The 12527-nt window shown below is 68.9% G+C and carries 9 protein-coding genes; 6 read left to right on the top strand and 3 right to left on the bottom strand.

All coding sequences use genetic code 11. The features are described from left to right. The first annotated feature begins 3 nt into the window (after positions 1-3). Positions 4-1068, top strand: coding sequence for a hypothetical protein (locus HPY83_12255; GenBank protein NPV08716.1), 1065 nt, complete (start codon positions 4-6; stop codon positions 1066-1068). A 132-nt stretch (positions 1069-1200) separates the two neighbouring features. Beyond that, entirely contained in the window at positions 1201-1470 is a 270-nt protein-coding gene (locus HPY83_12250; protein NPV08715.1) for an amphi-Trp domain-containing protein, read from the top strand. A 127-nt stretch (positions 1471-1597) separates the two neighbouring features. Here the strand turns inward: HPY83_12250 and zupT are convergent, their stop codons facing one another. The 3 genes from zupT to HPY83_12235 all read right to left on the bottom strand — a co-directional run bounded on the left by zupT (position 1598) and on the right by HPY83_12235 (position 4192). Further along, the gene (gene zupT / locus HPY83_12245; GenBank protein ID NPV08714.1) at positions 1598-2362 is read right to left on the bottom strand and encodes a zinc transporter ZupT; all 765 of its coding nucleotides are present in this window, start codon (positions 2360-2362) and stop codon (positions 1598-1600) included. A 60-nt stretch (positions 2363-2422) separates the two neighbouring features. Then, positions 2423-2782: a YrdB family protein gene (locus HPY83_12240; GenBank protein ID NPV08713.1), complete on the bottom strand. Its 360-nt coding sequence runs from the start codon at positions 2780-2782 to the stop codon at positions 2423-2425. Between the two features lie 111 nt (positions 2783-2893). After that, a complete protein-coding gene (locus HPY83_12235) occupies positions 2894-4192 on the bottom strand; it encodes an SIMPL domain-containing protein (GenBank protein ID NPV08712.1) in 1299 nt (432 codons plus the stop codon). Positions 4193-4992: 800 nt separating this feature from the next. Between HPY83_12235 and HPY83_12230 the strand changes: the two genes are divergently transcribed. The 4 genes from HPY83_12230 (at position 4993) to HPY83_12215 (ending at position 12443) form a co-directional block, all read left to right on the top strand. Beyond that, positions 4993-7158, top strand: a complete 2166-nt coding sequence (locus HPY83_12230; protein ID NPV08711.1) for an AAA family ATPase — start codon at positions 4993-4995, stop codon at positions 7156-7158. Positions 7159-7311: 153 nt separating this feature from the next. After that, positions 7312-9681 carry a DEAD/DEAH box helicase gene (locus HPY83_12225; GenBank protein ID NPV08710.1) on the top strand — a complete coding sequence of 790 codons (2370 nt, stop codon included), beginning with the start codon at positions 7312-7314 and terminating at the stop codon, positions 9679-9681. Further along, positions 9665-10483 (top strand): PD-(D/E)XK nuclease family protein, encoded by an 819-nt coding sequence (locus HPY83_12220; protein ID NPV08709.1) that lies wholly within the window; start codon positions 9665-9667, stop codon positions 10481-10483. Before HPY83_12225 ends, HPY83_12220 begins: the two co-directional genes overlap by 17 nt. Positions 10484-10736: 253 nt before the next feature. Beyond that, positions 10737-12443 (top strand): hypothetical protein, encoded by a 1707-nt coding sequence (locus HPY83_12215; protein NPV08708.1) that lies wholly within the window; start codon positions 10737-10739, stop codon positions 12441-12443. Positions 12444-12527: the final 84 nt, after the last annotated feature.

Here is a 12527-nt window from a genome sequence, read left to right as displayed (position 1 = left end):
AACATGTCAGTGAGAGTGGAACCCGTAGAAGACGGCGGCAACCCCCAGCAAGCCGCCGCCATACAGAGGCTGGCAGAAGGCCACTACCGGGTCTTCCCATACAGCGAGGACGGCGACGGCAACTACAAGTTCGCCCTCTGCGTCCGCCTGGTGAACGACAGTGACAGGCCCCGCGCTCTGGCGCTGGAAGTTGATTGGGCCGACCCCGAGTACATGGATGCCCGGCGCTTCCTCTACCTGGGCAGCGGCGATGACTGGCAGTTCGTCCCGGCCACGGTCTCCGGCACCGTCGCCACAGTCACCCATCCCGTGCCGCCGGGGATCAGCTACGCCGGGCTCAGTCCCGCCTATTCCCTGGGCGACTACCTGGCTTTCGCCGAGAGGCTACCCAAGCTGGGATACCGCTGCCGCGTGGCCGGCTCGAGCAACGAGGGGCGAGACATTCACGCCTACGAGCTGGGCGAGGGCGACCGCCCTATCCTGGTCACCGCCCGCTATCACCCCTACGAGACCTCCAGCTCCTACTGCGTGGAGGGGATGATGGCCTGGCTGGCCCAGCCGCGCGAGGTCCAGCAGAAGCTGCTGGCGCGCCACACCTTCACCTTCGTGCCCATGCCCAACCCGGACGGAGTGTACCGTGGGCTGTGCAAGCGCACCGGCATCGGCGGCGTGGACCTGTCGCACGAGGGGGCCTACGGGGGCGACGTCACTACCCGTACCCTTCTGGGCGTCATAGACTCGACGCGGCCCCAGGGATTCCTGGATATCCACGGCTGGATGTACATGGAAGAAGATGGCCTGCACTACCTGGACGAGGGTCTGGGCGAGCGGTTCGCCGCCCGCCTGGATGGGCACCCCCTCTTCATCGGGAACAAGTGGAAGGCCAGCCTGTCTGACGACCGAGCCCCGGGGAGCATCCGCGCCCGCGCCCACCGGGAGTACGGCAGCCGGCCCCTGGCAGTGAGTTACCGCTGGCCGGGTCGCACCGTGCCTCAGATGCGGGACATGGGCGGGCCCACGCTGGAGGCCTTCTGCGCCGCGCTGGACCAGGGGGTAGACGGCGTGTAGCCGCGCGTGGACGACCGTCGCCCACCGGGCGACGAGCCGGGATGCCGGCGCTTGAGGCCGACTACGCTGCCATGTGTTTCGATGCTATCCTGGCGTTATGAGCGGTGAGTGTCAGTGACGAGGAGGTAGCATTTGTCCAAGGAAGTGGTGTTGTTCAAGAGCGAGGAGCGGAAGGAGCGGCAGAGCTTGGCCGCATTCCTTCACCAGTTGGCGGACAAGATCGCCCAGGGTGAGGTCGCGCTCCACCGGGGCAGCGAGCAGATCTCGCTCCGGCTACCAGGAAGCGTCGTCCTCGAGATCAAGGTCGAGGAGGAGGCGGAGAGGGGCAAGCCCAAGCGGAGCCTGGAGATCGAGATCGAGTGGGTGGAGGGAGAGGAACCCGGCGGCGTGACGCTGGGATAGAACCTCTCCTCGGGGCATTCGGAGGAGACTCAGCGGCCGTAGGTCCGTCCTACGGCCGCTGAGTCTCCTCTTGCTGGCGGCCGGCCTCCGTCGCCATCGCAGCACCGGTTCCGCCGGTCGGACCCCTTCAGCGCAGGATCCCAAGGCTCACGGCCATGACCACCATCCCCAACGAGACGCCGACGATGGGCAGGTGCTCCTGCCCGAAGGAACTGGCCACCGGCACCAGTTCGTCCATCGAGATGAACACCATGATCCCGGCCACCGCCGCCAGGACTACGCCCAGCACGGCCGGGCTGAGGAAGGGCAGCAGGACCAGAGCCGCCAGCCCCGCGCCCACCGGCTCCGCCAGGCCAGAGAGGAAGGACCAAAGGAAGGCCTTGCGGCGGCTTCCGGTGGCAGCGTAGATCGGCGCCGCCACCGCCAGACCCTCGGGTATGTTGTGGATGGCCACCGCCACCGCTATGGCGATGCCCAGCGACGGGTCCTCCAGCGCCCCAACGAACGACGCCATCCCTTCGGGGAAGTTGTGTATGCCTATGCCCAGAGCCACGAAGAGGCCGGTCTTCTCCAGGTTCGCCTCCTGAGAGCCGGCCTCCCCTTCATGAGTCTCGCCCAGGTAGTCGTGAGGGATGAAGACGTCTATGAGGAACATGGCCCCGACGCCCCCGAAGAAGGCGACGTGGGCAGCGGTGAACCCGATGCTCTCGATGGCCCCCGGAAGCAGCTCCACGAACGACACCAGCACCATCACCCCGGCGGAGAACCCGAGCGTGAGGGCCATGAAGCGCGGTCCGGGCTGGCGGACGAGCAGGCCAAGCAACCCGCCCAGCGACGTAGAGAGGCCGGCCAGGGTGGAAAGCACGAGCGCGAAGGCCACTCCCTCGGGCATGGGCATCCCCCTCCGTGGGTCCGACGTAGTGGCGCCGCCGACTGGCGGCTCCTGGGTGGCTCACTGCCGCAGCAGCCACCGCACTCTATCGTACGAGACGGCGTAGTGCAGCAGGACGATGATTGCCAGTGCCGTGCCCAGCCCGGCCCTCCCGGCGGCGACAAGCAGTACCGAGGCCAGGCCGAACTGGAGCAGCTCGATCGCCAGTCTCACTACGCCGGGCACGGCCACCGGCGCATCCCCCGGGTCGCCGGGCACCCCGAAGATGCCCCACACGGCCATAGCCGCCAGGGGCAGGCTCAGCCCAAGGACGAACCGTACCAGCCCCCGCCCCTGAGTCCAGCCCCAGTAGCCCATGGCCGTCCAGGCGGCCAGCTCCAGCAGGAAGCGCAGGGCCAGGTTGGCCGGATGTGCGCTCACAGACCCACTCGCCGGCTCGGCTCCTCCCGGCTCAGGGCAGGAGGAGCCGAGCTACGCTCTCCTGTCGGGAGAGCGGATGGGAAGTGAGGTTCTGGCGCCGTCCCGACCTCGTTACCGGCCCGAGAAGGGTCCGCTCTCGATGGTGGGCGCATCGGGGTCGGCGCTTACAAGCACCAGCTCTCCTTCGTGGACCAGGTACACCGTCTCCACCGAGCCAGTAGCGCCCAGCCGGTTGGTCACGGTGATGGTCTGGTCCACGGGATCGAGGCTATAGGAGGCCCAGGGGAGCAGGCTGAGCTGCTCGGTGAACTCGTTGGTAATGAACTCGCCCGCCTCTTCGTCGTACAGGTACCAGTGGGACACTTGCCAGTTGGCCCCGCCCGGCTCCGTCACGGCGAAGTCCTGGAAGCCGTCGAAGTTGATGTCCTCCACGATCAGGTCCATCTCCTCCGCCCACAGGTCTACTTGCTCGGCGGTCTCGAACGGAGTGCGGAAGAGCACCTCCAGCGTTTGCGCTGGCTCGTCCTCTCCCTCTGCCCTCACCTCCACCGTGGCGGCCAGGGTACGCCCCTCTTCGGTCATGCTGGGGCTGGGTACGGGGATGAGGCTGAGGGAGTAGGTGTCCGTCCCCTCGCCCGGGGTAATGGTGGCCTGGGCCACCGGAGCGACTGCCTTCGCCTCTGCCGGCCCCAGGGCGTAGATGACCTGGATGTTGGTGGTGAACTCGAGCTGTCCCGGCACAATGCCCGGCCCTCCGGCGCCCATGTCGAACGCGGACGCACTGGGGAAGGGAACGGCCCCCATCACCACCTCGCTCACGCTGATTACCTCCCCTACCGAGGCGCCCACCAGCGACGCCAGGTGCTCGGCCCTCTGCCGGGCGTCGGCGACGGCCTCTTCGCGCGCCGTTGCCTCGGCCTCGGCCGTGTCGGACAGGGCGAAGCTCACGCCGAAGAGGCGGTTGGCCCCAGCGTCTACCGCTACGCCGATGAACTCGCCCAACCGGTCCAGGTCGCGGATGATCACCCGCACCATGTTGAACACGCGAAAGGTGGGCTGGGGCGGCACGTCGGCACCGCGGAAGCCCTCGTCGAAGAAGATGCTGTACTCCGAGGTCTGGATGTCCTCCTCTGCCACTCCGGCCTCTTCCAGGGCGGCAAGGATGCGGTCCATCGTCTCGGCGTTCTGGGCCACGGCCTCCGCGACGTCCTCGGCCTGAGTCTCGGCCCCCACGTTGATGGTGGCGACGTCGGGGCTGACGTTGACTGTGCCCCGGCCCACCACGGTGATGTGCCTAAGCACTTCCCCTGCCTGGGGAACAGCGGGGTCCTGAGCCAGGGTGGGGAAGACGCTCGCGGCCATCATGGCAACGGCCAGCAGGGCGGATGCGATCAACACTCGACTCTTCATACGGTATCTCCTCGGTCTACTGACTATCAGGTAACGCGCCTGACAGTGGGGGATTGTAGCGTCTGCCGCCGGCGAGGACAAAGGGAGGGGGTGGCCACGGGGATGCACAGGCGGGGAGCGCACGGGCTGAAGCCACGTGCTAGAGATTGCGAAGCCGGCCCTCCGGCCGGCTAGGGAAGGATCGCAACTACGTAGGGACAGCCCGCGTAGGCGGGCTTGGCAACCCTAGCCCGGCCATTCATGGCGGGGCGTCCGGCTGGCTCATCTCTCCCGAGGGCGTCAGAACCGGGCGAAAGCAGGGAACGATCGCACCTACCTAGGGGAGCCCGCGTAGGCGGGCTTGGCAGCCCTAGCCCCGCCATGAATGGCGGGGCGGGCGGCCGGCTCATATCTCCCGGGGGCGTCAGAATCGGGCACAAGCAAGAGAAGGATCATGCAGACAGCGCAGCCCGCGCAGGCGGGCTTGGCAACCCTAGCCCGGCCATTCATGGCGGGGCGGGCGGCCGGCTCATATCTCCCGGGGGCGTCAGAATCGGGCACAAGCAAGAGAAGGATCATGCAGACAGAGCACCCGCGCAGGTGGGCTTGGCAACCCTAGCCCGGCCATTCATGGCGGGGCGGCCGGCCGGCTCATATCTCCCGGGGGCGTCAGAATCGGGCACAAGCAAGAGAAGGATCATGCAGACAGCGCAGCCCGCGCAGGCGGGCTTGGCAGCCCTAGCCCGGCCATTCATGGCGGGGCGGCCGGCCGGTGAAGCCCTCCCGGCACCATACCTGCACCTCTCCTCACGTAAGCACTCATCTCACTCACGGAGGTCGCCCTGGCAGCCCTCGACACCGTCCTCGCCCCCATCACCCTCACCGAGGACCAGGCCGCCATCGCCGAGGCCCGCGGCGCCCTCTTCCTCCAAGGGCCCGCCGGCTCGGGCAAGACCACCGCCGCTGTGGCCCGCCTCTGCCACCTGCTCCACTCCGGCGTCCGCGCCGACACCATCCTGGTGCTAACCCCCCAGCGCACCCTGGCCGAGCCCTACCACCGTTGCCTCCGCCACCCCGACCTGCCCCCCGGCGGCATGGTCACCGTGTCCACCCTGGGCGGTCTGGCCCGCCAGTCGGTGGAGCTCTTCTGGCCCCTGGTGGCCGCAGAGGCCGGATTCGCCCACCCCGAACTGCCGCCCGTCTTCCTCACCCTGGAGACGGCCCAGTACTACATGGCCCGGCTGGTCAGGCCCCTGCTGGACGCCGGCTACCTGCAGACCGCCCACGTCCAGCGCAGCCGCCTCTACAGCCAGGTCCTGGACAACCTTAGCAAGGCTGCCGTGGTAGGCTTCCCCCACACCGAGATCGCCGCCCGGCTCAAGTCCGCCTGGGTGGGCGAGGCCGCCCAGGCCCGCATCTACGACGAGGCTCAGGATTGCGCCCAGCGTTTCCGCCGCTACTGCCTGGAGCACAACCTGCTCGACTTCTCCCTCCAGGTGGAGACCTTCCTGCACCACGTGTGGCCGCGCGACCTCTGCCGCCGCCACCTGCTCCACCGCCACCGGCACCTGATCTGGGACAACCTGGAGGAGGACACCCCCGTGGCCCACGACCTCCTGCGCCAGTGGCTGCCCCACTGCCAGTCGGCCCTGCTGGTGGCCGACAGCGACGCCGGCTATCGCCGCTTCCTGGGTGCCGATCCCGACGGCGCCTACTCTCTCCGGAGCGTATGCCAGGTCCAGGTGACCTTCGAGAAGTCACTGGTGACCTCGCCGCCCGTCGAGGCCCTGGCTCAGGGCCTCGGCCACGCCCTCGACCGCAGGCCGGTCCCTCCCGACCTCGAGATCGGCCCCGCCCTGGCCTTCGAGCACCACCGCTACCAGCCCCAGATGCTGGACTGGGTGGCGGACCGGGTGGCGGAGCTGGTGCACGAGCAGAGCGAGGCCCCCGGCGAGGTCGTCATCCTGGCCCCCTTCCTCAGCGACTCCCTGCGCTTCTCCCTCGCCACCCGGCTGGAACGGCGCCAGGTGCCCTGGCGCTCGCATCGTCCCTCCCGTGCCCTCCGAGACGAGCCCGCCTCGCGCTGCCTGCTGACCCTGGCCGCCCTGGCCCATCCCGCCTGGGGCATAACCCCGTCCCGCGACGACCTCATCTGCGCCCTGGCTCAGGCCCTAGACGGGCTGGACCTGGTCCGCGCCCATCTGCTGGCCCGACAGGTGCACCGGCCCCACGCCGAAGGCCTCCCCCTCCTGCCCTTCGAGGCGATCCCCCGGGAGGCGCAGGAGAGGATCACTTACCTGCTGGGCCAGCGGTACGACCGGCTGCGCGGCTGGCTGGAGGACTACGCCGCCGGGTCGCCCCTGGAGCTGGATCACTTCCTCAGCCGCCTATTCGGCGAAGTGCTGTCCCAGCAGGGCTTCGGCTTTCACCGCCACTACGACCGGGGCGAAGCCGCCGCCAATCTCATCGAGTCGGCCCGCAAGTTCCGGTGGGTGGCGGGAGACGACCCGCCCGACGGCAAGACCGCCGCTCAGGAGTACGTGGAGATGGTGCACGAGGGCGTGGTGGCGGCCCAGTATGTGAGCGCCTGGCGCCAGGGCCCCGATGACGCCGTACTATTGGCCCCCGCCTACACCTTCCTGCTGGCCAACCGGCCCGTGGACTACCAGTTCTGGCTCGACGTAGGAAGCCGGGGCTGGTGGGAACGGCTCCACCAGCCCCTCACCCACCCGTACGTGCTCAGCCGGCCCTGGCCCTCCGGCCGACCCTGGACCGATGCGGACGAGTTCCGCGTTCGGCAGGAGGGGCTGCAGACACTGCTGCAGGGGCTGCTGCGCCGCTGCCGGCATCGAGTCTACCTGGGCCTCAGCCAGTACGCCGAGGACGGCTTCGAGGGCCGCGGCCCCCTCCTGCAGGCGGTGCAGCGCCTGCTCCGCGCCCGGGGGGAGCTCACCGCAGAGATCGCAGAGACCGCAGAGAAAAGATGAATGGTCTTGTGTCTGTGGTGCACTCCCTCTCGCACGCTGTGTGCGCTTGTCTTTCTTTGCTGTTCTGCTCTCCTCTGCGGTCGCAGCAGTCTCGGCGGTCGGTTCCCTCCTTCTCTTCTCTGCGTTCTCTGCGGTCTCTGCGGTGAGATCCCCGTGACTTTCAGGCCCAGGCCCAAGCAAGAGGAGGTGCTCGCCTACCGCGGGGGAAAGATGGGCATCGCCGCCGTGCCCGGCAGCGGCAAGACGGTGACCCTCTCCTGCCTGGCGGCCAAGCTGGTGGCCGAGGGCGGCCTCGAGGACGACCAGGAAGTGCTCATCGTCACCCTGGTCAACTCGGCCGTGGATCACTTCGCCCGCCAGGTGGCCGGCTTCGTGCGGGCCGGGGGCCTGCTGCCCAACCTGGGCTACCGCGTTTGCACCCTCCACTCCCTGGCCCACGACATCGTCCGCGAGCGTCCCGGGCTGGTGGGGCTGGCCGAAGACTTCGCCATCGTGGACGAGCCCGAGGCTGAGCGCCTCATCCGCGATGTGGTGGCGAGCTGGCTCCGCACCCATCCCTTCCTGGCCGATGACTACCTGGCACCCGATCTGACCGAACCGCAGCGCAAGGCCATCCAGCGGGAGCACTGGCCCCGCCTGATGGAGGAGGTCGCCGGAGCCACGATCAGGCGGGCCAAGGACCTGCAACTCGGGCCGGAGCAGTTGCGCGACTTGATCGAGGCCTATGGGCAGCCTCTGCCTCTCCTGCAGGCCGCCAGCGATATCTACTCCGACTACCAGCGATCCCTGGCCTACCGGGGTGCGGTGGACTTCGACGACCTGGTGCGCCTGGCCCTGGACGCCCTGCAACTGGACGCAGACCTCCTGGCCCGCCTGCGTCACCGCTGGCCCTACGTACTGGAAGACGAGGCGCAGGACAGCACCCGCCTCCAGGAGGTCCTCCTGCGCCTGCTGGTGGGGCCCGTAGGCAACTGGGTCCGGGTGGGCGACCCCAACCAGGCCATCTACGACACCTTCACCACCGCCGACCCGCGCTACCTGCGGGAGTTCTTGCAGGAGCCGGGCGTGCAGCGCCGTGAGCTCCCCAACTCCGGTCGCTCCACTCCGAGCATCATCAGGCTGGCCAACTACCTCATGGACTGGTGCCGCCACCAGCACCCGGTGCAGGAGCTCCGGGCGGCGCTGGCTCCTCCGCACATCGAGCCCACGCCCCCCGGAGACTCCCAGCCCAACCCCCCGGACGCTCCCGAGCGGATCTTCCTTTCAACCCAGTTGAGGACGCCGAGGGAGGAACGGCAGATGGTGGCCCGGAACCTGGCCCGATTCCTGGCCGAGGAGCCCAACGCCACCGTGGCCGCCCTGGTGTGCACCAACGAGTACGGCGCCCGACTGGTGGCGGAGCTCCGCCGCCTCCAGGTGCCCTGCGTCGAGCTCCTCACCAGCACCACCGCCACTCGCGACGCGGCTCGCCTGCTGGCCGCCGCCGTCGCTCACCTGGCCGACCCGCTCTCCCCGCCCAAGCTGGCTGGCCTCTACCGCGCCTGGCATGAGCGTATCCACGCAGACGATGATGGAGACGCCGACCGCCCAGCCCGGATGATCGGCCGCTGTCCTAGGCCGGAGGACTTCCTGCATGGCCGCCCGGGGACGGACTGGCTAGACCAGGCTCTCCTTGGCCTGGAGGGGGCCGTCCGAGAGCGGCTGGAGGAGTTCCGGGCCATGGTGGCAAGCTGGCAGGAGGCCGTGGTCCTGCCCCCCGACCAACTGATACTCACCCTGGCGCAGGACCTGTTCCACGATCCGGCCGACCTGGCGATGGCGCACAAGCTGGCGGTGCACTTGCGCCGGATGGATCAGGCCACCCCGGGCCGGCACCTTCCCGATCTCTGTCGCGAGCTGAGTGCCATCGCCGCCAACCAACGGAAACTCCTCGGCCTCAGCGAGGACGACACCGGCTTCGACCCGGAGCGCCACCGGGGCAAGGTGGTGGTGACTACCGTCCACAAGGCCAAGGGCCTGGAGTGGGACCGCGTCTACCTGCTCTCTGTCAACAACTACGACTTTCCCTCCGCCCAGGTGCACGACTCCTACAAGTCCGAGAGGCAGTTCGTGCGCCACCACCTCAACCTGCAAGCCGAGGCCGAAGCGCAGCTAGAACAGGTTACAGGTTACAGGGGACAGGTTACAGGGTGTGAGGCGCAGGGAGTAAAGGTCGGGGAACAGTGGTCGCCGGGCGAGGGGGATCCCTCCGTCACCAACAACCTGTCCCCTGTAACCTGTAACCTATCCCCTGTAACCTGTAACCTATCCCCTGCAACCTACGTAGAGGGCGAAGCCAGCCGGGCGGCCCGCATCCGGTATTGCGCCGAGCGACTGCGGCTGCTCTACGTGGGCATCACCCGGGCCCGGAAGGAGTTGGTGGTGACCTGCAACAGCGGCCGTAACGGCAACATGCGCCCCGCCGCCCCCCTCGTCGCCCTACACACCTGGTGGGAGGAGAATGGCCGTGGCCCTACCGCCTGACTTCCAGTTCAGCCAGAGCCTGCTCCAGGACTACGTGGACTGCCCGCGGCGCTTCCAGCTGCGGCACCTGCGCCGCCTGGCCTGGCCGGCGGTGGAGTCAGAGCCCTTCCTGGAGCACGAACGGCACCTCCGGCAGGGCGCCGCCTTCCACCGCCTGGTGTGGCAGCACCTTTCCGGGCTGGATCTGGGCGCGCTCTCCGCCACCGCCCTCGAGCCCGATCTGGCGCGCTGGTGGAGCACCTACCAGGAGCATTCCCCGACGCGGCTGCCCGGCCGTCTCTACCCGGAAGCCGTCCTGTCGGGCAGCGTGGGCGGCTTCCGGCTGGTAGCCAGGTACGACCTGCTGGCCCTAGAGCCCGGCGGCCAGGCAGTCATAGTGGACTGGAAGACGGGCCCCACGCGTCCGTCCGACCGGTGGCTGGAGGGGCGACTGCAGACCGTCGTCTACCGTTACCTGCTGGTGGAGGCCGGCGGCAGCCTCACCGATGGCGTTCCCCCGGAGCCCGATGGGGTGCGCATGGTGTACTGGTTCCCGGAGCACCCGACCGACCCTGCCACGTTGCCGTACGACTCCCATCGCCACGCCGCCGATGCCCGCTACCTGGAGCGTCTGGTGGGGGAGATCGCCTCCCGGGAAGAGGAGGGCCTGCCCCAGGCGGACGACCCCCGCCGCTGCGCCTTCTGCTCCTATCGCTCCCTGTGCGCCCGGGGCCAGCAAGCGGGATGGCGGCCGCCGGACGAGGACGACTCCTCTGAAGAGATCATCCTCGACTTCGAGCAAGTGGCCGAGATCGCGTTCTAGATGAAACGCGGATGCCGCTGATAGGCCGCGGATCTACGCTGATCAGAGAAAGAACCAAGAAGGATCAGGGCGAATCTGCTAGTTTCAGTGTCATCAGCGTACCATTCTCCGGCTCGTTGGCGGGCTCATTGGCCACTCCGTATAATCCTTGGGCGTACCTGAAGCCAGCCCGCCGGCCCTCGAAGGCACCTGCTCGTGCGGTCCGCCATGCCGAGGCCCGACCCGGCGGGCAGCGGAGTGAGCCGCGCTGGCCATGCTATCCTCAGCCATCGTGAGGCGAGAGAGCCTCTGCCGAGAGACCGGTCTCACCGTCGAGGCCGCCGCCTACGCGGCCGTGTGCCTGCTGGGCCTGGGGCTGCGCCTGGCGGCGCTGGGTTCTGCTCCCCTGTCCCCAAATGAGGCGGCCCAGGCGCTGGCCGCTCACCGCCTGGCTCTGGGGAGTCCGGCGGAGGTTGGTGAAACGGGCCCGACGGCGCCGGCGCTCTTGACCCTGCAGGCGCTAGTGTTCTTCCTCTTCGGCGCCGGCGACTCGACCGCTCGTCTGCCGGTAGCGGTCCTGACGGCGTTCTCCCCCCTCGCCTTCTGGCTCCTCAGGCCGGTGCTGGGCCGGAACCGCTCCCTCCTCGCCGCCCTGTTGTTGTCCCTGTCGCCCTTCTGGACCGCGAGCGGGTCTATGGGCCTGGGCCGGGGCCTGGCGGGCGCCGCCCTCCTGTTTGCCCTCGGGTTTGGAGCCAAGCGCGCCCTGGGAGGGGGCCGGAACTGGGCGGTGGCCACCGGCGTGGGCCTGGCGGTGGCTCTGGGCAGCTCGGCCGATGCCTGGGCCGCCCTGGTGCTGGGCTTGATCGTGTGGTTGGCGGTACGGCGGGACCTGCCCCGGCCACGGCACACCACTTGGGCGGGATTCGGGCTCGGGCTGGGTGCCGGCGCCCTGGTGATTTCTACCGCGGGCTTCCTCCACCCGGCCGGGTTCCAGAGCATGCTGGACCTGGGCGGGTCCCTGGCGCACGGCCTTCTTCAGCGCGAACCGGGTGTCTTCGCCCGTCAGGTGCTGGTGCTCCTCGCCTACGAGCCCTTGCTTCTGGTCCCCGCCCTGGGAGTCATACTACTCATCCCACCTCAGGACCCTGTCGGCCGGGCGCTCTATCTCTGGACGGGCACCAGCCTGCTCTTGATCCTGGTGGCAGGCGCACCCGGCTTGGGGCTGGTGCTGGCTCTGCCGGCGCTGGCCGTGCTGGCCGCGCCGGCCGTCGAGGGCATCGGGCGCCGGCTGGCTTCGCTGGATGGTCGGCTGCTGCCGGAGGCGGCTGCGGTGGCCACGGTTCTGGGAGGGTACGCCGCGGTGGCCCTCACCGGGCTGGCGAAGCGCGAAGACACCGTGTTCCTGCTGCTCCTGATCACCGCGGCCGGGATCGGCCTTGCCCTTCTGGGTCTCCTCTGGCTGCGACAGGGGCCGCAGACGGCAGGTGCGGTAGGCGCCAGCGCGCTGCTTGTGGTGCTCTTCCTCTGGTCTTTGGCCAATTCCACCCAAGGAGCCACTCTGAGGCATAGGCTGCCTCAGGAGGTCACGCTGCCAACCGTGAGCGCCGCTGGCCTAGGGGACCTGGTGCGAGATGTGACCGACCTCTCCTGGTCTCGGACGGGCCACGGCGACGAGCTGGCCTTGGTGGCCGAGCGCAGCGTGGGCCCCGCCGTGGCCTGGTACCTGCGCCACATGCGGGACCTCACCTGGGTGGAGGTGGTAGCAGGCGAGGCCGATGCCCCCGCCCTGCTCACCGAAGGCACCGACTTGCTGTTGACCGGGGGCAACTACGTGGGTCAGGAGTACGCGGTGGCTGGCAACTGGCGGCCCCGGTTCGCCGATGTCGGTGCCTTTCTAAGCTGGCTCCTGTACCGCGAGGTGCCCACCGTGGACGTCGAATGGGAGCGAGTCAGCCTTTGGGTGCGCTCCGATGGCGGGTAGCCGGGTGCCCAACCCCCTCTCCCCCGTGTGGAAGAGGGCCGGGGGCTGAGTCCCTCCTAGTGACGACGCATACAGGCTCATCTG

It is taken from the genome of Anaerolineae bacterium, from assembly GCA_013178015.1.
Taxonomy (GTDB): domain Bacteria; phylum Chloroflexota; class Anaerolineae; order DRVO01; family DRVO01; genus Ch71.
This window is presented reverse-complemented; position numbering and strand designations above follow the sequence as displayed.